At 69.1% G+C, this 20655-nt stretch carries 20 protein-coding genes; 9 read left to right on the top strand and 11 right to left on the bottom strand.

Annotated elements, in window-relative coordinates; all coding sequences use genetic code 11:
- The first annotated feature begins 89 nt into the window (after positions 1-89).
- Complete coding sequence (locus tag B146_RS0107530) at positions 90-1226, top strand: GGDEF domain-containing protein (protein WP_019995815.1); 1137 nt, start codon at positions 90-92, stop codon at positions 1224-1226.
- A 43-nt stretch (positions 1227-1269) separates the two neighbouring features.
- On the opposite strand, the gene B146_RS0107525 is transcribed toward B146_RS0107530, so the two are convergent.
- Positions 1270-1782, bottom strand: a complete 513-nt coding sequence (locus B146_RS0107525) for a gamma-glutamylcyclotransferase (protein ID WP_019995814.1) — start codon at positions 1780-1782, stop codon at positions 1270-1272.
- Between the two features lie 171 nt (positions 1783-1953).
- Between B146_RS0107525 and B146_RS0107520 the strand changes: the two genes are divergently transcribed.
- Positions 1954-2988: a DUF2125 domain-containing protein gene (locus tag B146_RS0107520; protein ID WP_019995813.1), complete on the top strand. Its 1035-nt coding sequence runs from the start codon at positions 1954-1956 to the stop codon at positions 2986-2988.
- A 111-nt stretch (positions 2989-3099) separates the two neighbouring features.
- On the opposite strand, the gene B146_RS0107515 is transcribed toward B146_RS0107520, so the two are convergent.
- Positions 3100-4098, bottom strand: coding sequence for a prephenate/arogenate dehydrogenase family protein (locus B146_RS0107515; protein ID WP_019995812.1), 999 nt, complete (start codon positions 4096-4098; stop codon positions 3100-3102).
- Positions 4095-5198, bottom strand: a complete 1104-nt coding sequence (hisC, locus tag B146_RS0107510; RefSeq protein WP_019995811.1) for a histidinol-phosphate transaminase — start codon at positions 5196-5198, stop codon at positions 4095-4097. Before hisC ends, B146_RS0107515 begins: the two co-directional genes overlap by 4 nt.
- Positions 5199-5430: 232 nt before the next feature.
- Here hisC and metX point away from each other — a divergent pair, with 232 nt between their 5' ends.
- Both metX and metW read left to right on the top strand, forming a co-directional pair.
- Positions 5431-6615 carry a homoserine O-acetyltransferase MetX gene (gene metX / locus B146_RS0107505; protein ID WP_019995810.1) on the top strand — a complete coding sequence of 395 codons (1185 nt, stop codon included), beginning with the start codon at positions 5431-5433 and terminating at the stop codon, positions 6613-6615.
- Positions 6612-7265: a methionine biosynthesis protein MetW gene (gene metW, locus B146_RS0107500; protein ID WP_019995809.1), complete on the top strand. Its 654-nt coding sequence runs from the start codon at positions 6612-6614 to the stop codon at positions 7263-7265. The genes metX and metW overlap by 4 nt, the downstream gene beginning before the upstream one ends.
- Before the next feature lie 170 nt (positions 7266-7435).
- Here the strand turns inward: metW and B146_RS0107495 are convergent, their stop codons facing one another.
- Both B146_RS0107495 and B146_RS25330 read right to left on the bottom strand, forming a co-directional pair.
- Complete coding sequence (locus B146_RS0107495) at positions 7436-8419, bottom strand: aldo/keto reductase (protein ID WP_019995808.1); 984 nt, start codon at positions 8417-8419, stop codon at positions 7436-7438.
- A 32-nt stretch (positions 8420-8451) separates the two neighbouring features.
- On the bottom strand, positions 8452-9246 hold the full coding sequence (locus tag B146_RS25330; protein ID WP_019995807.1) for a methyltransferase domain-containing protein: 795 nt from the start codon (positions 9244-9246) through the stop codon (positions 8452-8454).
- A 143-nt stretch (positions 9247-9389) separates the two neighbouring features.
- On the opposite strand from B146_RS25330, the gene gloB reads away from it, so the two are divergent.
- Complete coding sequence (gloB, locus tag B146_RS0107485) at positions 9390-10157, top strand: hydroxyacylglutathione hydrolase (protein ID WP_019995806.1); 768 nt, start codon at positions 9390-9392, stop codon at positions 10155-10157.
- Complete coding sequence (locus tag B146_RS0107480; RefSeq protein WP_019995805.1) at positions 10154-10600, top strand: cupin domain-containing protein; 447 nt, start codon at positions 10154-10156, stop codon at positions 10598-10600. Before gloB ends, B146_RS0107480 begins: the two co-directional genes overlap by 4 nt.
- A gap of 6 nt (positions 10601-10606) precedes the next feature.
- On the opposite strand, the gene yddG is transcribed toward B146_RS0107480, so the two are convergent.
- The 3 genes from yddG to B146_RS29750 form a co-directional block, all read right to left on the bottom strand.
- Positions 10607-11479, bottom strand: coding sequence for an aromatic amino acid exporter YddG (gene yddG, locus B146_RS0107475; RefSeq protein ID WP_026358425.1), 873 nt, complete (start codon positions 11477-11479; stop codon positions 10607-10609).
- A 166-nt stretch (positions 11480-11645) separates the two neighbouring features.
- Complete coding sequence (locus tag B146_RS0107470) at positions 11646-12176, bottom strand: hypothetical protein (RefSeq protein WP_019995803.1); 531 nt, start codon at positions 12174-12176, stop codon at positions 11646-11648.
- 145 nt (positions 12177-12321) lie between these two features.
- The gene (locus tag B146_RS29750) at positions 12322-14340 is read right to left on the bottom strand and encodes a M10 family metallopeptidase C-terminal domain-containing protein (protein ID WP_019995802.1); all 2019 of its coding nucleotides are present in this window, start codon (positions 14338-14340) and stop codon (positions 12322-12324) included.
- 259 nt (positions 14341-14599) lie between these two features.
- Here B146_RS29750 and B146_RS0107460 point away from each other — a divergent pair, with 259 nt between their 5' ends.
- Entirely contained in the window at positions 14600-15433 is an 834-nt protein-coding gene (locus B146_RS0107460) for a PhzF family phenazine biosynthesis protein (protein ID WP_019995801.1), read from the top strand.
- On the opposite strand, the gene B146_RS0107455 is transcribed toward B146_RS0107460, so the two are convergent.
- Positions 15430-16206, bottom strand: coding sequence for a DUF3108 domain-containing protein (locus B146_RS0107455; protein WP_019995800.1), 777 nt, complete (start codon positions 16204-16206; stop codon positions 15430-15432). The genes B146_RS0107460 and B146_RS0107455 overlap by 4 nt on opposite strands.
- A 334-nt stretch (positions 16207-16540) precedes the next feature.
- Here B146_RS0107455 and rpmB point away from each other — a divergent pair, with 334 nt between their 5' ends.
- A complete protein-coding gene (rpmB, locus tag B146_RS0107450) occupies positions 16541-16840 on the top strand; it encodes a 50S ribosomal protein L28 (RefSeq protein WP_019995799.1) in 300 nt (99 codons plus the stop codon).
- Between the two features lie 164 nt (positions 16841-17004).
- Positions 17005-17697 carry a queuosine precursor transporter gene (locus tag B146_RS0107445; protein WP_019995798.1) on the top strand — a complete coding sequence of 231 codons (693 nt, stop codon included), beginning with the start codon at positions 17005-17007 and terminating at the stop codon, positions 17695-17697.
- A 22-nt stretch (positions 17698-17719) separates the two neighbouring features.
- Here the strand turns inward: B146_RS0107445 and B146_RS0107440 are convergent, their stop codons facing one another.
- Together B146_RS0107440 and cobT are read right to left on the bottom strand one after the other, a co-directional pair.
- Entirely contained in the window at positions 17720-18730 is a 1011-nt protein-coding gene (locus B146_RS0107440; protein ID WP_019995797.1) for an esterase-like activity of phytase family protein, read from the bottom strand.
- An 18-nt stretch (positions 18731-18748) separates the two neighbouring features.
- Positions 18749-20653, bottom strand: a complete 1905-nt coding sequence (gene cobT / locus B146_RS0107435; RefSeq protein WP_019995796.1) for a cobaltochelatase subunit CobT — start codon at positions 20651-20653, stop codon at positions 18749-18751.
- Positions 20654-20655: the final 2 nt, after the last annotated feature.

Below are 20655 nucleotides of genomic sequence, written 5' to 3'. Positions count from 1 at the left end.
CCCCGTGACGAGTTCGGTCGCTTCCTCTTGTCGTGTTTCCGATACGGGAGCCTTGGGTTTCCTTAAGGGTTCGAAGCATAGAATCGGCTATGCTGTCCCCTCTCGCATCCTCGATCAGCGTTGTTTCCGTCAGCCTGTTTTTCGGCGCGGCCTTGCTCGTGGCGTGGCGGCAATTCGGATTGAAGCGCTACGCGGCGATTTGGGCGCTGTCGTTTCTGGCATCGGCCGTCGGGCATGGCGTGCGCGTCGCGGGCATCCTTCTCCCCACGCATCAATCGTTGGCCGCCATGCTGGCCTGCCACGCCTCGATCGCGAGCTTCGCGCTTCTCGCATGGGGATTTCGGTCTCGGGCCGGACTGAGCGGTCCCGTCGTCCTGGCTCTCTGGGCCTCGTCCTCCCTGCTCGTGGTCCTTCTCTGGGCACTCCAGCCCTTCGACTGGAGAATGGCGTCGCGCGTCGTGACCTCCCTGACGGATGCCGCCTTCATCGCTCTGATCGTCGCCATCCCGAAGAGCGTTCGCAACATCTCTCCATCCTTGCGATGGGTCCTGACGCTCTATGGCCTCTACATCCTCAGTGTCGGGATCGCGGCCTTTCTGGCTCGGCCGGGCGGCGAGATCGGCGAAGCCGCCTTCATCTTCGTCCTGTCGCTCGGCACGCCGACCGGCATGATCGGCACGGGCATTCTCACGCTTTTCGTCGTCGTGGCGGATCTGGCAGGCGAACTCCAGAGGCGGGCCGAGTGCGATTACCTGTCCGGCGTCCTCAACCGTCGCGGCTTCGAAGAGAAGATCGGCGAACGGCGGGCCGACGCGGGGGAGGGCGGCTTCATGGTGTCCGCCGATCTCGATCGGTTCAAGGCCATCAACGACCGATGCGGCCACATGGTCGGCGATGAAGTGATCAGGCGCTTTGCCCGTCATCTCGACGAGGGCGCGAAGCCCGGCGATCTCGTCGGGCGAATGGGCGGCGAGGAATTCGCCGTGTTCCTGTCCTGCGCCAGCGCTGCGGAGGCCTTGCAGCGGGTGGAAGCGCTCCGCGATCGGCTTCCCTCGCTTTATGCCGATCTCGCTCTCCCCATGCCGGTCACGGCGAGCTTCGGCCTCGTCCGGTTCGAACCGTCCGAGACATTCGCGCAGGCCTATGCGCGCGCGGACGAAGCCCTCTACGCCTCCAAGCTCGCCGGCCGCAACAAGACCGTGTCGCGTCTGGACGCGGCGGCCTGATCCCCGCTTCGCCGGCGGCGTCGGACTCGGCCGAGCGCCCCCGTCAAAGCCGCGCCACGACCTCGCCGAGCCAGCGGTCTTTGAGCCCCAAGCGCTCGATTTCCTCGAAGGCCGAGCGCACGTAATCGACATTGGGGCCGGACTGGCCGTGACCGCCCGCCACCAGACGCGCCGCCGTGTCGACGTCGAGCCGCCCGGCATATTGCTGATGGCCGCGATCCACGATGTAGGCGAGGGCGCGCACGGGGCGCCCGTCCTGCAAGCGCACGGGGAGGGTGGTTTCCAGATAGACGCTCGTCGGCAGCTCGCGCTCGCGCAGGTAAGCGATCGTTTCGTCGCGCAGCGCCTCGGCCACGCGAAACGCCATGCCGACGCAGGAGCCGCCCCGGTCGAGTCCGAACACGAGGCCCGGCCGCTCCGGCGTGCCGCGATGGACATGGGAATAGATGCAGAGCGAGCGATGGAAGCCGGCGAGCCGCGCCGTCTGCCGCTCCTCGAAGGCGAAGCCCGGCCGCCACATCAGGGAGCCATAGCCGAACACCCACAAATCGCCCATACCGCTTGCCATTCCCTTCCCCGGCGCGCCAAAAGGCGGGCCGAATCGCTGATCGGTCCCGATCCGCTCGAAAGAGCGAGGCCGGGGCCGCTGAACCCGTCAGGTCGAGCGCGCCCGTCTTGCCTCCCGTGGCGAGGCGGGCGCGCTCCCCCGCGCAAAAAGGACGAGACGATGGCAAGGTCAAGCATTCCCGAGGGCCGGCCGCGCCGATCGCGCGCGGGGGGCAAGCTCAAGACGCTCCTCGTTCTCGTGATCGTCCTGGCGCTCGCCGGCGCCGGCGCCTGGTACTGGCTGGCAAGCGAACTCGACCGGCGTGTCGCCTCGGCGCTGGAAGCGGCGGGCGGGGGCGGGGCGGCGATCCTGTGCGAGAACCGGCAGGTCTTCGGCTTTCCCTTCCGGCTCGGCCTGTCCTGCGACCGGATCGCCATCGACGCGCCACAGGATGGCTTGAGCGTCTCGGCCGGCTCGCTGCGCACGGCCTCGCAGATCTACGATCCCGGCCATATCGTCGCCGAACTCGCCGGCCCGGCGCTCGTGAGCGCGCCCGACCTGCCGCCGCTCCATCTCGACTGGAGCCTCGCGCAGGGCTCCACGACGCTCTGGACGCAAGGGCTGGAGCGCGCGTCGCTCGTGATGGACGCGCCGGTCGTGTCGCTTCGCGAAGGCGAGGGGGCCGGCACGCCGATCGCGCGCTCGCAGCGGCTGGAAGCCCATGCGCGGCGCAACGGCGCGGCGCTCGACTTCGCCTTCACGGACACGGGCGTCGCCGCCACCCTGCCCAACGTGCCGCCGCTGCCGCCCTTCGACCTCGCCGCCGATCTGACGCTGGACGGCGCGGCCGGCTGGCTCCGGACCGGCGTACCCGGCGCCAACATCTCGGAAGCCCTGCGCGGCGAGGCGGGGACGATCCGCCGCCTCGCGCTGACCCTGCCGGGCGGCGGCGGGGCCGATCTCTCCGGCCCCTTCCGCGTGTCGGAAAGCGGCGAGATTTCGGGCGACTTCCGTCTGGCGGTGTCCGATCCGCAGTCGATCGCCGGTCTCGTCGGCGTTCTCGTGCCCGGAACGGGCGGTCTCGCGACGACGGTGGTCGGCGCGCTCGGCTTCGTCGGGCGGCAGGAGGGGGGCAAGACCGTGGTGGACGTTCAGGTGCGCGAGGGCGAAGCGCGGCTCGGCTTCATCCCGCTCGGCCGCCTGCCGCGCCTCTGAGGCGCCGAGAGCCAGAATGGACGCGGCGGCTCGGGGGTGCCCCGGCCGCCGCTGTTTCCTTGCCTGCCGACGCCGCCGCAGTAGGGGCGATGCCATGCCCGAGCGCGAGGCTTACTCGCCGGGAACGCCCTCTCCGGCGGGAGTGGTGGCGGGCGTGCCGGCTTCGTTCCCCGGCTCGTTCCAAGCGTCCTTGCGCGGCTTGAGGCGGCCGAAATTGGCCTCCTGCGTGTCCTGCCCCGCTTCCACGATGGAGCGGCGGATGGCGCGGGTGCGCGTGAACAGATCGAACAGCGAATCCCCGTCCGCCCAGCGGATGGCGCGCTGGAGCGAGGCCAGATCCTCCGAGAAGCGCGCCAGCATTTCCAGAACCGCCTCGCGATTGTTCAGGAAGATGTCGCGCCACATGGTCGGGTCGGACGCCGCGATGCGGGTGAAGTCGCGAAAGCCCGAGGCCGAGAACTTGATGACCTCGGACTGCGTGACGGTTTCGAGGTCGGCGGCGGTGCCGACGATGTTGTAGGCGATGAGATGCGGCACGTGGCTGACGATGGCGAGCACGAGATCGTGGTGCTCGGCCGTCATGGTCTCGACCATCGCGCCCGTCGCCTTCCAGAAGCGCACGAGGCGATCGGTGGCCTCCGGGTCCGTGCCTTCGATCGGCGTCAGGATGGTCCAGCGGTTCTCGAAGAGTTCCGCAAAGCCGGCGTCGGGGCCGGACTGCTCGGTGCCGGCGATCGGGTGGCCCGGCACGAAATGGACGTTACCCGGCAGATGCGGCTGCATGGCCGTGACGACAGCCGCCTTCACCGAGCCGACATCGGAAACGATGGCGCCGGGCTTCAGATGCGGGCCGATCGTCGCCGCCGCCGCGCCGCAGGAGCCGACCGGCAGGCAGAGGATCACGAGATCGGCGTCGGCCACGGCCTCGGCCGGGTCGAGATGGTAGCTCGTGCCGAGCTTGAGCTCCTCGGCGCGCTTCAGCGTTTCGGGCCGGCGCGTGGCGATCGCGGTCTCGCGCGCCAGACCCCGCTCGCGGATGTTGAGCGCGATCGACGAGCCGATGAGGCCGATGCCGATGAGGGCGACCTTGTTGAAAAGCGGCTCGCTCATCGGCCCAGGAACTCCTCGAGCGCCCGCAGGACGCCCGCGTTGGCCTCGGCCGAGCCGACCGTCATGCGCAGCGCGTTCGGGAAGCCGTAGCCCGTCACGCGGCGCAGGATGAAGCCGCGCTCGGTGAGGAAGGCGTCGGCGTCCGCCGCCATGCGGCCGGCGGCCTCGGGGAAGTGGACCAGCACGAAATTGCCGACCGAGGGCGTGACGCGCAGGCCGAGCGCCGAGAGACCCGTCGTCAGCCGCTCCAGCCATTCGTCATTGTGCGCGACGGTCTTCTCGACGTGATCGCGGTCGCGGATCGCCGCCGCGCCGGCCGCGATCGCCATGGCGTTGAGGTTGAAGGGGCCGCGGATGCGGTCGAGCGCGTCCACGATCGCTTCGGGCGCGACCAGCCAGCCGATGCGCAGGCCCGCGAGCCCGTGGATCTTCGAGAAGGTGCGCGTCATCACGACATTCTCGTGCTCGGCGACGAGGGCGAGGCCCGCTTCGTAATCGGCGCGCCGCACATATTCGGCATAGGCCGCATCGAGCACGAGCAGCACATGCGAGGGCAGGCCGGCATGAAGGCGGCGCACTTCGGCGGCCGGCAGATAGGTGCCGGTCGGATTGTTCGGATTGGCGAGGAAGACGATCTTGGTGCGCTCGGTGACGCAGGCGAGGATCGCGTCCACCTCGGCCCGCTCGTCGCGCTCCTTGGCGACCACCGGCACCGCGCCCGCCGCGCGGATATAGATGTCGTAGACGAGGAAGCCGTGCTCGGTGTGGACGGCCTCGTCGCCCGGCTGCAGGAAGGCCTGCGCCAGAAGGCCGAGAAGCTCGTCCGAGCCGTTGCCGCACAGGATGCGGGCGGGGTTGAGCCCGTGGACCTCGCCAATCGCCTGACGCAGCGCGCCGGCCTGCCCGTCCGGGTAGAGCTCCAGATGCGCCGCGACGTCGGCGAGCGCGGCCTGAACGCGCGGCGAGGCGCCGAAGGGCGTTTCGTTGGAGGACAGCTTGTGCAGCGTCACGCCGTCGGGCGCGCGGCTCTTGCCGGGCACATAGGCGTGGATGTCCAGAACGCCGGGCTTGGGAACGGGACGCGCGCGCTGTTCGGACATGGGATCGAGCCTGCGAAGGTTGCCGGATGGTCGGTTCGGGAGTGCCCGACCGGTCCCGGCGACGCAAGGCCCGGAGGGTCCGCTCAAGGCGCTCCAAGGGTCGCATAGACCCGCCGCGCCGGCTTGTCGAGCATTCCGGCGCGCGCCGGCTGGGTCTCGGCCGGGTGCGAAGGCCGCCGGGCGGGCGCGCCAAGCGTGTTGCCTTCCCGCGCGCCAGCCGATAGCACGGGTCATGTCCATCATCGCCGATCCTGTCACCGGGGAAAACCTCGGCATTCGCGAGGCCCGCCAGCCCTCGTCCAAGGTCGCCTATTTCGGCGAGGCCGAGCCGCTGCGCCTCGACGCGGGGCGCACGCTGTCGCCCTTCCACATCGCCTACGAGACCTATGGCGAGCTGAACGCCGACAAGTCCAACGCGATCTATGTCTGCCACGCGCTGACGGGCGACCAATACGCCGCCAGCCGCAATCCCGTGACCGGCAAGCCCGGCTGGTGGTCCACCCTCATCGGGCCGGGCAAGCCGATCGACACGGATCGCTTCTTCGTCGTCTGCTCCAACGTCATCGGCTCCTGCATGGGCTCGACCGGCCCGGCCTCGGTGGATCTCGCGACCGGCCTTCCTTACGCGCTGGACCTGCCCGTCCTCACCATTCCCGACATGGTGCGCGCGCAGGCCATGCTGATCGACCGGCTCGGCATCGACCAGCTCTTTGCCGTGATCGGCGGCTCGATGGGCGGGATGCAGTGCCTGCAATGGACGGTGGCCTATCCCGAGCGCGTCTTCGCGGCGCTGCCGATCGCCACCGGCGCGCGCCATTCCTCGCAGAACATCGCCTTTCACGAGGTCGGCCGGCAGGCCGTCATGGCCGATCCCGACTGGCGCGGGGGGCATTACCTTCAATACGGCACGCGCCCCCACAAGGGGCTCGCCGTGGCGCGCATGGCCGCGCATGTGACCTATCTTTCGGAAGCCGCGCTCCACCGCAAGTTCGGCCGCAACCTGCAGGACCGCGAAAAGCTCGGCTTCGGCTTCGAGGCCGATTTCCAGATCGAGAGCTATCTGCGCCACCAGGGCATGACCTTCGTCGATCGCTTCGACGCCAATGCCTATCTCTATCTCACGCGCGCGATGGATTATTTCGACATCGCGGCCGAGCATGGCGGCAAGCTGGCCGAGGCCTTCCGGGGCGCCAAGACACGCTTCTGCCTCGTCTCCTTCTCGTCCGACTGGCTGTTCCCGACGAGCGAAAGCCGCACGGTCGTCCACGCGCTGAACGCCAACGCCGCGTCCGTCTCCTTCGTGGAGATCGAGACCGACAAGGGCCACGACGCCTTTCTTCTCGACGAGCCGGAATTCACCGGCGCGGTGCAGGGCTTCGTGTCCTCCGCCGCGAAAGTCAGGGGCCTTCTGCCATGAGCGCGACCGCCGCCCCCGTTCCGACCACGGCCGAGGTCGCGGACGCGCCCGGCCGGCGCGTCGATCTGGAACTCATCGCCGATCTCGTGGCGCGGGGCAGCCGCGTCCTCGATATCGGCTGCGGCGACGGCTCGCTCATGGAAATCCTCCAGAGCCGGCGTGGCGTCGATGTGCGCGGGATCGAGCTCTCGCAGCCCGGCGTCAACGAATGCGTGCGGCGCGGCCTGTCGGTGATCCAGGGCGATGCCGATCGCGACCTCGTCCATTATCCAGACGGCGCCTTCGACTACGCGATCCTGTCCCAGACCATCCAGGCGACGGACAATCCCAAGCTCGTCCTCACCGAGCTTCTGCGGATCGGCCGGCGCGCGGTCGTGTCCTTTCCGAATTTCGGCCATTGGTCGGTGCGCTCGTCGCTCTTCTTCAAGGGGCGGATGCCGGTGACCAAAAGCCTGTCCTATTCCTGGTACGACACGCCCAACATCCATTTCTGCACGATCCGCGACTTCGTGGACCTCGCGCGGGATGTCGGTGCCGAAGTCGAGACCGCCGTCGCGCTCAATGCGTCGGGCGAGCGACTGGGCGTGCGGATGCCCTGGTCGCTGTGGAACCTCTTCGGTCAGCAGGCGGTGTTCGTGCTGAAGCGCTAGCCGCGCGCTCCCTTGTTCTCGCGATCCGCGATCAGAGGGGCGTCGAGGCCGCATTTCCTTTCCCGTCCGAAAATGCCTCGGAGCATTTCGACTGTTCTGGCGCATCGGGCGGCCATCCCTCGGCCGGCCCGACGGTTCAGGGGGGCGCGACGCGGGGGCAGACCCTTGGTTCAGAGATCGACGAGCTTCAGGCTGGCCTCGCCATAGCGCTCGCCGCTGACCTTGCCGGGCGCGAAGGCCTCGCTCAGCTCGGCGAGGTCGTCGGCCGAGAGCGCGAGATTGGCGGCGTCCATGTTCTCTTCGAGATAGGCCATGCGCTTGGTGCCGGGGATCGGCACGATGTCGTCTCCTTGCGCCAGAACCCAGGCGAGCGCCACCTGCGAAGGGCGGGCGGCGTGGCGCTCGGCGACGCCTTCCACCGTCAGGAGAAGCTGGCGGTTCTTTTCGATATGGCCTTCCGCAAAGCGCGGCGCGGTGCGGCGATAGTCACCCTCGGGGATCGCTTCGCGCGTCGCGAAGCGCCCGGTCAGGAAGCCGCGGCCGAGCGGCGAATAGGGCACGAAGCCGATGCCGAGCTCGCGCAAGGCCGGCAGGATTTCGGCCTCCGGATCGCGGCTCCAGAGCGAGTATTCGGTCTGGAGCGCGGCGATGGGCCAGGTGGCATGGGCGCGGCGGATCGTCTGCGGACCGGCCTCGGACAGGCCGAGGAAGCGCAGCTTGCCGCGCTCCACGAGCCGGCTCATCTCGCCCACCGTGTCCTCGATCGGCACGTTCACGTCCACCCGGTGCTGGTAGAGAAGGTCGATCGTCTCGAGCCCCAGGCGCTTGAGGCTCGCGTCCACCGCGCGGCGCACATGGTCGGGCCGGCCGTTGATGCCGAGCCGCTCGCCCTTCGGCCCCAGCATGTGGCCGAACTTGGTGGCGACCACCACGCCGTCGCGGCGGCCCTTCAGCGCCTGGCCGACGAGCTCCTCGTTGTGGCCCGCACCGTACATGTCGGCCGTGTCCAGTAGGGTGACGCCGAGGTCGAGCGCCCGGTGAATGACGTTGAGGGATTCGGCGTCGTTCCGCGCGCCGTAGAATTCCGACATGCCCATGCAGCCGAGGCCGAGCGAGGAGACGGTGAGGTCGGGGCCGAGCTTGCGCTGCTGCATGGGACATCCAAAGGCTTGAGATGGGAGAGGGGTCAGGCCGGCTCGCCGCCGGAGCCGGGCGGCGGGGCGAGGGCGTCGATGGGCTCGCGGTGCAGGGCCGGCGCGCCCTGGGGCACGAGAACGGGGCGCAGGCGCCTCAGGCGCTGCTTCTCGCCGTTCGACACGGGAATGCCGCGATACACGAGCTTGGTGGCTTCCAGGACGATCGCCCCCGAAAACAGCGGCCAGGCGCGACGCCCGACCCGGTCCCAAAGCGGCACGAGATTGAGAAACCCGGCGCGGCGGAAGGGCGGGAAATGCAGCGCCTGCGAGAAGCCCGACGGTGTGAACATGGTCTCGCGCAGGAGCTGCGTCGCCTGTCCGCGCGACCAGGGCCGGCCAGAGCCGAAGGGCGTGTGCTCGAATCGCGTCCACACGCCGCGCCGGCTCGGCAGGACGAGAACGAGCCGCCCGCCCGGGGCCAGCACGCGCCATGCCTCGTTCAGCATCTCCGTCGGGCTTTCGGCAAATTCCAGCGCGTGGACCATCAGGATGCGGTCGATGCAGGCGTCGCCAAGCGGCAGGTCGGCCGGGTGGACGAGGGCGGTCAGCGAGCGGCCGTGCGGCGGCCAGTTCACGGCGCCTTGCGCGGCCGGCATGAAGGCGAGCGCGCGTTCCGCGTCGGGCGCGAGCTTGTCGAGATAGGGCGTGACATAGCCGAGCCCGACGAGGCGTTCCTGCGAGATCGGCTTCCAGATCGGCGCCAGCGCCGCCGAAACGGAGCGCACGGCGGCCTCGCCGAGCCGTGTCGCGTAGAAGTCGCGGATATCGACGATGTCGGCGTTCAATCCTTGAGTCTCGCGGCTGCTGCGTTCGGCGGGACCCTATCGCACACTCGGCCGCTTCGCACAGGGCTTTTGCGGCCTCCCCCTTCGGCTCGGGACGGGCCTGCGCTATGTCCCCGGCCAGAGCCAAGGAGGGACGCCGCGCCATGGGTGCCGAGATCAGACAGTTCACCTGCCGACGGGACAATTTCGGCGTGCTCCTGCACGAGCCGGACAGCGGCCTGACGCTGTCGATCGACGCGCCGGAGGAGGGGCCGATCCTGGAGGCGCTGGAGCACGAGGGCTGGCGGCTCACCCATATTCTGACGACCCATCACCATGACGACCATGTCAGCGCCAACGAGGCGCTGAAGGCACGGTTCGGCGCGGAGATCATCGGACCGGCCGAGGAGGCCGCGCGCATTCCCGGCCTCGACCGCCCGGTGCGGGGCGGGGACCGGTTCGCGCTCGGCGCGATCGAGGTCGAGGTGATCGACACGCCGGGCCACACGGCGGGCGGGATTTCCTATTTTCTGCCGGGCGAAAAGCTTCTGTTCGCGGCCGACGCCCTGTTCTCGCTCGGCTGCGGCCGCTTGTTCGAGGGGAGCCCCGCTCAGATGTGGGAAAGCCTCCAGCGCCTGCGCGCCCTGCCCGACGACACGATGCTCTATTGCGGCCACGAATACACGGCCACCAATGCTCGCTTCGCGCTCGACGTCGATCCCGGCAATCTCCTGCTGCAGGAGCGGGTGAAGGAGGTCGAGACCCTGCGCGTCGAGCACCGGGCGACGCTGCCGGTCCTGCTCGGGCGCGAGAAGCGGACCAACCCGTTCCTGCGCGCCGACGATCCCGAGCTTCAGGCCGCGTTCGGCATGGCGGGGGCCGATCCCGTCGCCGTCTTCGCGGCGCTGCGCCAGAAGAGGAACGGCTATTGAGGGCGCGCGACATCATCGCCAAGCTCGGCCTCCAGCCGCACCCGGAAGGCGGCTGGTATCGCGAGACCTTCCGCGACACCGCCCTCGATGCGGACGGGCGGCCGCGCTCCACGGCGATCCTTTATCTCCTCGACACGGGCGAGACCTCGGAATGGCATCGCGTGACGGACGTCGCCGAGGCGTGGCACTGGCATGCGGGCGGCCCGCTGGCGCTCACTGTCTCGCCGAACGGGCACGACGCCTCGTCGCATCGCCTCGGGCCGAATCTGCTGCTCGGCGAAGTGCCGCAATTCGTGGTGCCCGCCGGGTGCTGGCAGACGGCGACGAGCCTCGGCGAATGGACGCTGGTCGGCTGCACGGTCGCGCCGGGCTTCCGCTTCGAGAGTTTCGAGATGGCGCCGAAAGACTGGCGCCCGACCCCGCGCCCGCCGCGCGGCGGGTGACGGGCGTCAGGCCCTCGCGAGAAGCCGGGAGAACATCGGCAGAGCGGCGAGCACGGCGCCGAGCGTGATCAGCGTGGCGGCGAGCGCGAGGGTCCAGCTCGGGCTCGCTTCGCCGAAGAGGATGAGAACCAGCGTCGACAGGAGCGGCGCGGCATAGCTCGCGGCGCCCAGAAGCTGGATGTCGCCGCGCTTCACGCCGTAATCCCAGACATAGAAGGCCGCGCCGACCGGCAGGAGGCCGAGGGCGAGGATCGCCAGCCATTCTCCCGATGTCGCCGGCCAGACCGTCGTCTCGAACATCCAGTGCGCGGGCAGCGACAGGAGCGCCGTTCCCGCGCAGAAGCCCGTCACCACGTCGCTCGGCACGTCTCGCGCGCGGCGCGACAGGAGCGAATAGCCGGCCCAGATCAGCGCGCAGCAGCCGGCCAGGATATAGCCGAAGCCATGGCTTCCCTCGAAGGACAGGCCACCGCCGCGCCCGGCGATGATGAGCCCCGCGCCGGACAGGCCGAAGAGCGCGCCGACGAGATGGAACCAGCGCAGCTTCTCGCCCGGCAGCATGGCCGAGCCGAGCACGATCAGAAGCGGCCAGAGATAGGCGATGAGGCTCGCCTCGGCGGCCGGCGCGTTGCGCAGGGCCGCGAAATACACGGCATGATAGCCGAACAACCCGCCGACGCCGAGAAGCCAGACCGAGGGCGGCTGTCGGAACACCCGGAGCGGCACCCGGCGCACGCGCAGCGCGACGAGGCCGACGAGCGTGCCGATCGCAAAGCATAGGGCGTTCATCTGGAGCGGCGGCACGGCGCCGCTTCGGGCCGTCAGGAGCGCCAGGAGCGCCCACATCAAAATTGCCGAGAACCCCAGTGCCGTCGCCATCGCCTTGCCCTCATTCCCCGTTTTGCGGGTAGCGAAGACACCGGGCGCCGTCAAACGCTTTGCCGGCCATCGATCGGGCAAGGCCGCCGCGTCGCACCTTGGGGTGCGACGCGGCAGCAAGGTGCGAGGCGCGGGCCGGGCAGGACCCGGCCCGAAACCGGGCCGATCAGTGGGCCAGCGCCTTTTCCAGCTCGGCCTTGCTCATCTTGGAGCGGTTGGGAATGTCGCGCTTGCGGGCTTCGGCATAGAGCTCGGCCTTGGTGCGCTCGCCGCTGTCCTTGTCGGCCTTCCTGCCCTTGCCACCGTCGCGATGCTCGGCGGTCTTCTTCGCGATCTTTTCGGGCTGCTTGGAGTGCTGCTGGCCCTTCTTCGTGTCGCGGCGCTTCTTGTCGGAGGTCTTCTTGTAGTCCTCGTCCGACAGGGATTCGCGGGCCTCCTTGGGCAGATAGCGCTCGCCCGTGTCGGCGCTCTTCTTGCCGGACTTGGTGCCCCAATCCTCCTCCTGCCATTGCTGGAGGCTGTTGTCCTTGCGCTTCTCGCCCTTGAAGCCGCCGCCCTCGCGCTCGTATTCGGCGGTCGCCATCTGCGCCTTGCGGGCGGACCATTGGCCGGGCTTGCCGCCCTTGGACCCTTTCGTGACCTTTTCCTTCACCTTCTCCCAGAGCTTGGGATTGGTATGCTCGGCTGTGGTGGACATGGCTTGGCTCCGATCCGACCTTTGATCGCCGACCAACGATCGATGCCGGGCGGGGGATGCCGAGGCCCCGATGCGACACGCGGACGCGCCCGCGTATCGCGCCATCCATGAGGGCTCAGGCGATCACGTCACGTGCGATCGCGTCTCAGGCGATCATGGCCGAGAAGTCCGCGATCGCGCGCCCCTCGTAGATGCCGTTGCCCAGGTAATGGTTCAGCGGATTGACGCCCGCGAGCGCCACGTCGGTGTTCTTGTCCAGATAGGCGCTCGTGTCGAAGGCGGCGGAGGGGTCGCGCTTCTCGCGCCAGCCATTGTCGTTGTAATGCGAGAGCGGGTCGATCTTGGCGGCGGCGACGTCGGGATTGGTCTTCAGGTAATAGCGCGTGTCGAACAGGGCATTGGGGTTGCGCCCTTCCTGGAAGCCGCTGGTCGCATAGTGCTGGCGCGCGTTGACATGGGCGGCGGCGACATCCGGGTTGGCGAAGAGGTAATAGGCCTCGTCGAACCCGTCGGCCGCGAGCCGCTCGCCGATCATCTTGTAGCTCGCGCGGCCCTCGGCCTGGCCCTTCTGCAGGAAGTGCTCGAGCGCGCCCATGCCGCTCGAGGCGACGTCGGGGTTGAAGCGCAGGTAGAGCCGCACGTCGAAGGCGAGCGAGGGGTCGCGCCCTTCCTTCTCGCCATAGGCCGCGAAATGGCCGAGCGGATTGACGCCCGCCGCCGCCACGTCCTTGTTGACGGCGAGATAGGCCGAGACGTCGAAGAACGCGTTGGGATCGCGCGCTTCGCGCGCGCCATAGGTCTGGAAATGGGCGAGCGCGTCGGTGCCGGACGCATACACGTCGCGCTGCGTCTTCATGTAGTAGAACGGGTCGAACAGGGGCTGGCTCGGGTCGAGCCGCACCGCCCCGTCGGAAAACTCGAAGCGCTCCACCCCGTCGGCGCGGTCGCTCGCCCCGGCGGCCTGGAGCAGCACCGTGCCGTTCTGGCCGAGGCGATGGGCGTAGCTCGCGAGCGCGCCGGAGAACACGGCGGTGTCGGTGCCGGCCCCGCCCGACAGCGTGTCGCTGCCCGCGCCGCCGATCAGGATGTCGTTGCCGGCATTGCCGACCAGGACGTTGTCGCCTTCGTTGCCGACGATCCGGTCCGAGCCCGCGCCGCCGATCGCGTTCTCGATCATCACCCCGCGCGCGATCGAGACATTGCCGACGAGCCCGCCGACATTGGAAAAGGCGCCGTCATTGAGGTCGATCAGCTGATCCTGTGTGTAGAGCGCGAAGTCCAGCGTGTCGCGCCCGCCCGCATCCCAGACCGAGAAGACGAGCTTGGAGGAGGCGCTCGTCGCGGTCAGGAAATCGCGCCCGGTGTTGGAGCCGAAGCCGTAGACGCTGTCACCCGTGCGGGTCGAGAGATTGGCGCCGTAGAGCCGCTGCATGGCGGCGATGTCGTCCATCATCGGACCGCTGGCATAGGTCCCGCCGAAGCTGCCCCCGGTGTTGGTCTCCGACCAGTAGCTCATGACACTGTACTGCGCCGTGTCCTCATAATAGGTCGCGTCGGTGGCATAGCTCGGCGTGCCGTTGCCGGCATTGTAATCGCCGGGATGCAGGAGGCCGAGCGCATGGCCGATCTCGTGCAGGAGCACGTGCCGCCCGTAGTTCTGCGCGTCCGGCGCCGCGTTGTAGGGGAAGGTGCCGTTGACCCAGACATCGCCGCCGATGCCGGTCTTCGAGCTCGGGTCCGGCAGATAGGCGAAGGCCGCCGCGCCGTCCGCGCCCCTGGCGTAGTTGCCGAACAGGATCTGCGAGGCGCTCGGCCCGCCGCGCGTGAAGGTGAGATTGGCGACATCCGCCCAGGATTGCAGCGCCAGCTGCGCCTGCGCCGCTTGCTGGGCGTTGAACCCCGTGAAGCCGCTCGTGTCGCCCGGCATGGAGGACGGCGCCTGCGTGCGGAAATCGTAGCTCACCGTCGCGGCCTTGCCGAGCGCATTCGCGCCGCCGTTCCAGGTGAGGTTCGCGCGGCCGATCTCGGCGCCCGCCGCGTCCGAACTCAGCGAGGTCTTGCCGTTCGGGCTGCCGTTGCCGCGATTGTCGTTGTTCAATGCGGCGTAAGGGGAGGGCGTGCCGCTGCCGAGGTCATGCCGAAGATCGCCGCAGAGAAAACACATGGGCAGCAATCCTTCTTCGAACGGGACGGATAAGGCGAGATTTAGCCAGCTAAAATTTTGCCGCAACCAGATGCTTTCAAGCCTCCGGATCGCGGCGATCTTGCGGCGGGACAATATGTGAACGCGAAAACTTAACTTGGGCTCACCCGGCCGTCTTGCGAATCTTCCACGCGGCGCAATTTCGGCCGGAGCGGCGGATGCGCAACAGCGTCCGGTCCGCTAGAAAGGCCGATATTCGAGGGCGAAGGGGACGAGACCCATGCAACGGCGCTTCATCCAGTGCGACGTTTTCTCACCGCTCGCGACGCGCGGAAACGGGCTCGCCGTGGTGCTGGACGGGGAGGGGCTCTCGGACGAGGCGATGCAGCGCTTTGCCGCCTGGACGCAGCTCGCGGAGACGACCTTCCTCCTGCCGCCGCAGGACCCCGATGCCGATTATCGCCTGCGCATCTTCACCACGACGCGCGAGCTGCCCTTCGCCGGCCATCCGACGCTCGGCAGCTGCATGAGCTGGCTTCACGCCGGGGGCGTGCCGAGGACGCCCGGCCTCGTGCGCCAGGAATGCGGCGTCGGCCTCGTCGAGGTGGACGTGTCGGCCGAGCGTCCGGCCTTCGTCGCGCCGCCGACGCGCATCGAGCCGCTGGAGGAGGCCGTTCTCGCCTCCGCGCTCCGGGCGCTGCGCATCGACCCGGCCGATGTGGTCGCCTCGGCGCGGCTGGTGAACGGACCGGTCTGGGAGTTCATCGAGCTGCGCGACGCCGACGCCGTGCTGCGGGCCGACGCTTCGGGCGCGAGCTTTCCGCAGGAGCGGGCGATCGGCCTTCTCGGCGCCTATCCGCCGGGCGGCGAGGCCGATTTCGAAGTGCGCATGATCGACATCTGGCACGGCGTGAAGGAGGACCCGATCACCGGCTCGCTCAACGCCGCGATCGCCCGCTGGCTGAAAGCCGATGGGCGGCTCGTCGCCCCTTACGTCGCCGCGCAGGGGCGCGCGATCGGCCGCCACGGCCGCGTCCACGTGCGCCCGCGCGGCGAGGACGTGCTCGTCGGCGGCGACGTGACCGTGCTGATCGAGGGCGTTCTAGATTTCTAGGGCTTGGCGAATCGCGTGGCGGTCAGCGTCAGCGGGCCGACCTGCGTGGGAATGCGCACATAGACGGGGGCGTAGACCCCGCTGTCGCCGATCGGCGCGAACCAGAGCTGGATGGTGCGCCCCTGCAGGAACTTGATGCCGTTGGACGAGGTGCGATAGCCCGACACCGGGCGGATGCGCGCGTTGCAGGCGATCGCCTTGCCGGAAAAGCCGTCGGCCTTGAAATCCCTGGCGCCATCGCCCGGCGACAGGACGAGATCGAGGCGCGACCAGCCATCGAAGAAGGGCGCGGTCCTGCCGCAGAGCGAGGCCGGATCCCGGCCGGGCTTCAGCATGAGACCGCTCAGGGGATCGACCACGCTGGCGAGCTGTGCGGGCTTGACCGGAACGAAATCGGACGGGGCCGGGCTTTTGGCCGGCGGCGCCACCTCGGCCGAGACGGCCCGCGTGCCCCGGTATCGCACGTCGGACCGCCAGGATTTGCCGTCGCTCGTGTATTCGAGGCGGTAGCGCTCGGCGAACAGCCGGGTGGGCCCGACCCGGCCCGAGACCGAACTCGTGCCGCGCGTAGAGGACACGAGTTCGGCGAGCCCCGCCGAAGACAGGGTGCCCGACACGGAATAGCGCGTCGGCGAAAGCCGGGTCTCGAAATGGGCGCGGCCGACCGGCAGGCCGATCAGCGAGATCGCATAGTCGGTCTGAAGCGGGCCGTCGGCGCGCGCCGGCAGGGCGGCGAGAAGACCGGTCAGAACCAGGGCGAGGCGTGGCAGCATGAAAATCCTCGTGGCCGTGCGGCCCGCGTGGTCTAGAAAGGAGTGCCCAGTCTCGGCCGCCGACGCATCGGGGTCTCCTCACAAAGCCGGGAGGCCAGGCCCGTGTGAAGGGGCCTTCGAGGAGGGGCATTCGGGGAGGAGAGAGGCGAGCGATCGGGAGAAGAACAGGCGGCTCAATCCATTGCACCGCTTTGTGGCGGCGGGTTGACGCGGCAGCCGGTCGCGACTATAGGAACCTTCGATTTTCCGATCATGCCATGGGGTCGATGATCGCGCTGCCGTCCGGCGGCGGCGCGCCCCGCAAGGCCGTATCGATTGTTTGAAAGGTGATCCCATGTCGCGCGCTTGCGAACTGACCGGCAAGGCCGTCCTGACCGGTAACAATGTCAGCCACGCGAACAACAAGACGCGTCGTCGCTTCCTGCCGAACCTGTGCCAGGTCACGCTGATCTCCGACGCGCTCGGCCAGCGTTTCCGTCTTCGCGTTTCGGCTCATGCGCTCCGCTCGGTCGAGCATCGCGGTGGCCTCGACGCCTTCCTCGCGAAGGCCTCCGAGATCGAGCTGTCGCCCCGCGCCCGCCTTCTGAAGCGCCAGATCGCCAAGAAGGTCGCCGGCGAGACGCAGGCCGCCTAATCAGCGTTTCGATCCCTTCGGGTCGATCGGGAAGCGTCACCGCTAGCGGTGGCGCTTCTTTTCTTTGGGGGCGGTGTTTCGTCCCACACGCCGCTCCCGATGCGTCGGGGGCTCCCATCGACCGCTGGTGCCATACCCCAGCCTAAAAAAATGGACCAAAGCCCGTGACCTCTTCGCGCCGCTATGTGCTGCCGGTGATCGCCATGACGATCATCGTGCTCTTCTCCAACGTCTCCGTGCAGTTCCCCGTGCAGGGTGAGATCGGGCCGCTCAAGCTCGCCGATCTCCTGACCTGGGGCGCCTTCGTCTATCCCTTCGCCTTCATCGTCACCGACGTGAACAACCGGCTCTACGGCCCGTCCATGGCGCGCCGCGTGGTCTATCTCGGCTTCCTCATGGCGGTGGTGAGCTCGGTCCTGTTCCCGCCGATTCTCTACCGTCTCGGCCTCGTGCCCTTCGAGACCGAAGCCGGCCGCTTGCTGCGCATCGCGCTCGCCAGCGGCACCGCCTTTCTGATGGCGCAGCTTCTCGACATTCTCGTCTTCAACCGCCTGCGCCTGCTCGCCTGGTGGAAGGCGCCGCTCGCCAGCGGCATTCTCGGCACGGTCTTGGACACGCTGACCTTCTTCACGGTCGCCTTCGCGCCGCTCTTCGTCTTCCTCGGCCCCAACGACGCGTTCTCGCTGGAACACGCGCCGCTCTTCGGCCTCCTGCCGGTGGACGCGCCGCGCTGGCTGTCCTGGGCGCTCGGGGATTTCTGCGTGAAGCTCGCCATCGCCGTGTTCGGCCTCGTGCCCTACCGCGTGGTGATCAACACCGTCCTGCCCTACCGCGAAGCGCAGCGGGTCGCGGCCTGAAACGGTCCCGGCGGCCGGTCGCTCAGGGCGTCCGGCCGGCCTCTGCGCCCTCGCGCAGGCGAAATTCCAGATAGAGATTGCGCTGGAAGAACGAGCCGTTGTCGTCGGATACGAGCGACAGGATCGTCTCGCCGCGCTCGTTGGTCCAGACGTCCAGCCCTTCCATATTGTCGATCTCGTTGCCGAAATCGGCCTCCATGATGACCGGCCCGTCCACCAGCGCGCCGGGGCGGATCGCGGCGGCCGCGATGCGCCGGATGCGCATGCCGATCCGGCCGAATCCCTCGTAGCGCCGCTCCAGAAGCAGGAAGTCGCCGCCCGGCAGGAAGGCCCCGTCGGTTGCCGACCAGACCTTGTCCTTGCGCACCGTGAACTGCCCGGCCTCGCCGCGCCCGAGAATCGCGGCGAGAAGATGGCCGGCCCCGTCGATCGACTGTTCGGCCACCACGATCGCCGCGCCCTCGAGGGGCGAGTCCTTCGGCGACACCGCAATCGTCTCCAGCCCGCCATTGGAGCGCAGTTCGCGCTTCGGGATGGGAAGCGGCACCGCCGTCGGGCGGCCGGGACGGGCCGCGTCGAAACGCTCGATCCGCGCGTCGCGCTCGAAGGACACGAGCGCGCTGTCGCCGTCGAGCGCCAGACCCTCGGCATCGGCCTCGCCCTTGCGGCGCGGCGGCGCGCCGGACGCATCGAGAATCGGGTCGATCCGGGCGTCGTCCATGCCGACGGGCCGGCCGGACGTGTCGCGCCGGATCGCGCCCCGGAACCAGTATCCGGTGTCGGTCACGGCGAGGAAGCGCCGTCCGCCCTCCTGCATGCGGATCGCGGACACGCCTTCCAGACGCCGGTCGTTGGAGCGGTAGCTGAAGCCGCCGAGGTAATCGAGCGCGCCGAAGCGCGTCTCGGCGGAGCCGATGCGGAACTGGCCGATCCCTTGCGCGTCGATGCGCGTCTCGGCCGGCTCGGCCCCGGCGGGGTCGAGCGTCAGGAGGAGGGCGAGCGCGGTGGCGGCGCGAAGGCGCGACCGGCTCATGCGCGCGCGCTCATCCGCCTACCTGCGGCCCGCCGCGCGACGGCGCGGATGGGGCATGGCGCCCTCGTCCTCGAACAGGGCGGCGAGCTGCTCGGTCATGGCGCCGGCGAGTTCCTCGGCGTCCGAGATCGTCACGGCGCGGCGATAATAGCGCGTCACGTCATGGCCGATGCCGATCGCCAGAAGCTCCACCGGCGAGCGCGTCTCGATCTCCTCGATCACGGCGCGCAGGTGCCGCTCCAGATAATTGCCGGGGTTCACCGAGAGGGTCGAATCGTCGACCGGCGCGCCGTCCGAGATCATCATCAGGATGCGCCGCTGCTCGGGCCGGCCGAGCAGGCGGTTGTGCGCCCAGATCAGCGCCTCGCCGTCGATATTCTCCTTGAGGAGCCCTTCGCGCATCATCAGGCCGAGATTGCGCCGGGCGCGCCGCCAGGGCGCGTCGGCCGACTTGTAGACGATGTGGCGAAGATCGTTGAGGCGTCCGGGCCGCTGCGGCTTGCCGGCCTTCAGCCAGGCTTCGCGCGACTGGCCGCCCTTCCAGGCGCGGGTGGTGAAGCCGAGCACCTCGACCTTCACGCCGCAACGCTCCAGCGTGCGGGCGAGGATGTCGGCGCAGGTCGCCGCCACCGTGATCGGCCGCCCGCGCATCGAGCCGGAATTGTCGATGAGGAGCGTCACGATCGTGTCGCGGAATTCGGTGTCGCGCTCCATCTTGAAGGAGAGCGGCTGCAACGGGTCGGTCACGAGGCGCGTCAGGCGCGCCGTGTCGAGATAGCCCTCTTCGAGGTCGAAGTCCCAGGAGCGGTTCTGCTGCGCCATGAGGCGGCGCTGGAGGCGGTTGGCGAGCCGCCCGACCGCGCCCTGAAGCGAGGAAAGCTGCTTGTCGAGGAAGGAGCGCAGCCGGTCGAGCTCGGCCTCGTCGCACAGATCCTCGGCGCCGACCGTCTCGTCGAAGCTCTCGTTGTAGACCTGATAATCGGTGTCGCCGAGATCGCGAGGCAGGGCCTGGTTGGGCCGGCGCGACTCGCCGGGCGTCTCGGAATCGACGTCCTCGTCCTCGGTCAGCTCGTCGCTCGTCTGCTCGGAGGTCTCGGCCTCGCTCGCATCCTCGCTTTCGGCCTCGCCCTCGGCTTCCTGCGGCTCGGCCTCGTCCTGGCCGGCTTCCTTCTCGGCGCCGCTGTCTTCCTGGTCACGGGACTGGTTGTCGCCGGCTTCCTCGGGCGTTTCCTCGTCGGACGGGTCGGACTCGTCGGCGAGTTCCTCGGCCATGTCCATGGACACGAGCATGTCGCGCAGCGCGCGCGCGAACAGGCGCTGGTCCTCGATCGTCTCGCCCAGGCGCTCGAATTTCGGACCGGCCTTGTCCTCGATCCAGTCGCGCCAGACATCGACGATGGCCTGCGCGCTCGGCGGAATGGCGCGGCCCGTCAGGCGTTCGCGCACCATCAGCGCCACCGCGTCCTCCAGCGGCGCTTCGGCGCGGTCGGTCACTTCGGTGAGGTTGGAGCGGAAATACTTGTCCTCCAGCATGGAGGCGAGATTGTCCGCGACGCCCGGCATGGCGTTGGCGCCGATCGCCTCGCAGCGGGCCTGCTCCACCGCGTCGAACACGGCGCGCGCGCCCCGCCCGTCGGGCGAGAGCGTGGCGTGGATGCGCGCGTCGTGGCGCGCCTTGCGCAGCGCCATGGCGTCGGACAGACCGCGCACCACGGCGATCTCGGTCTCGCCGGCACGCTTGGGAAGCTCGGGCAGGCGCGCCCGCTCGCCGGTCAGCCCGGGGCGCTCGTTGCCATAGGTGACCTCGAGCTCGCCATCGCCCGAGATCGCGCGCATGCAGCCCGCGACCGCGCGGCGGAAGGGCTCGCGATCCGTGGTCTTGGGGCGCTGCCCCTTGGCCGAATTGTCTCCGGGGCGCGCCATGC

It is taken from the genome of Aureimonas ureilytica DSM 18598 = NBRC 106430 (assembly GCF_000382705.1).
GTDB lineage: Bacteria > Pseudomonadota > Alphaproteobacteria > Rhizobiales > Rhizobiaceae > Aureimonas > Aureimonas ureilytica.
This window is presented reverse-complemented; position numbering and strand designations above follow the sequence as displayed.

Bases quoted from the DNA above. Each gene is read 5' to 3' on its own strand.
- B146_RS0107530 (WP_019995815.1), top strand. From the start codon at position 90: ATGCTGTCCCCTCTCGCATCCTCGATCAGCGTTGTTTCCGTCAGCCTG.
- B146_RS29750 (WP_019995802.1), bottom strand. From the start codon at position 14,340: ATGTGTTTTCTCTGCGGCGATCTTCGGCATGACCTCGGCAGCGGCACG.
- B146_RS0107520 (WP_019995813.1), top strand. From the start codon at position 1,954: ATGGCAAGGTCAAGCATTCCCGAGGGCCGGCCGCGCCGATCGCGCGCG.
- B146_RS0107525 (WP_019995814.1), bottom strand. From the start codon at position 1,782: ATGGGCGATTTGTGGGTGTTCGGCTATGGCTCCCTGATGTGGCGGCCG.
- rpmB (WP_019995799.1), top strand. From the start codon at position 16,541: ATGTCGCGCGCTTGCGAACTGACCGGCAAGGCCGTCCTGACCGGTAAC.
- metW (WP_019995809.1), top strand. From the start codon at position 6,612: ATGAGCGCGACCGCCGCCCCCGTTCCGACCACGGCCGAGGTCGCGGAC.
- B146_RS0107440 (WP_019995797.1), bottom strand. From the start codon at position 18,730: ATGAGCCGGTCGCGCCTTCGCGCCGCCACCGCGCTCGCCCTCCTCCTG.
- yddG (WP_026358425.1), bottom strand. From the start codon at position 11,479: ATGGCGACGGCACTGGGGTTCTCGGCAATTTTGATGTGGGCGCTCCTG.
- B146_RS0107495 (WP_019995808.1), bottom strand. From the start codon at position 8,419: ATGCAGCAGCGCAAGCTCGGCCCCGACCTCACCGTCTCCTCGCTCGGC.
- hisC (WP_019995811.1), bottom strand. From the start codon at position 5,198: ATGTCCGAACAGCGCGCGCGTCCCGTTCCCAAGCCCGGCGTTCTGGAC.
- B146_RS0107515 (WP_019995812.1), bottom strand. From the start codon at position 4,098: ATGAGCGAGCCGCTTTTCAACAAGGTCGCCCTCATCGGCATCGGCCTC.
- cobT (WP_019995796.1), bottom strand. From the start codon at position 20,653: ATGGCGCGCCCCGGAGACAATTCGGCCAAGGGGCAGCGCCCCAAGACC.
- metX (WP_019995810.1), top strand. From the start codon at position 5,431: ATGTCCATCATCGCCGATCCTGTCACCGGGGAAAACCTCGGCATTCGC.
- gloB (WP_019995806.1), top strand. From the start codon at position 9,390: ATGGGTGCCGAGATCAGACAGTTCACCTGCCGACGGGACAATTTCGGC.
- B146_RS0107470 (WP_019995803.1), bottom strand. From the start codon at position 12,176: ATGTCCACCACAGCCGAGCATACCAATCCCAAGCTCTGGGAGAAGGTG.
- B146_RS0107455 (WP_019995800.1), bottom strand. From the start codon at position 16,206: ATGCTGCCACGCCTCGCCCTGGTTCTGACCGGTCTTCTCGCCGCCCTG.
- B146_RS0107460 (WP_019995801.1), top strand. From the start codon at position 14,600: ATGCAACGGCGCTTCATCCAGTGCGACGTTTTCTCACCGCTCGCGACG.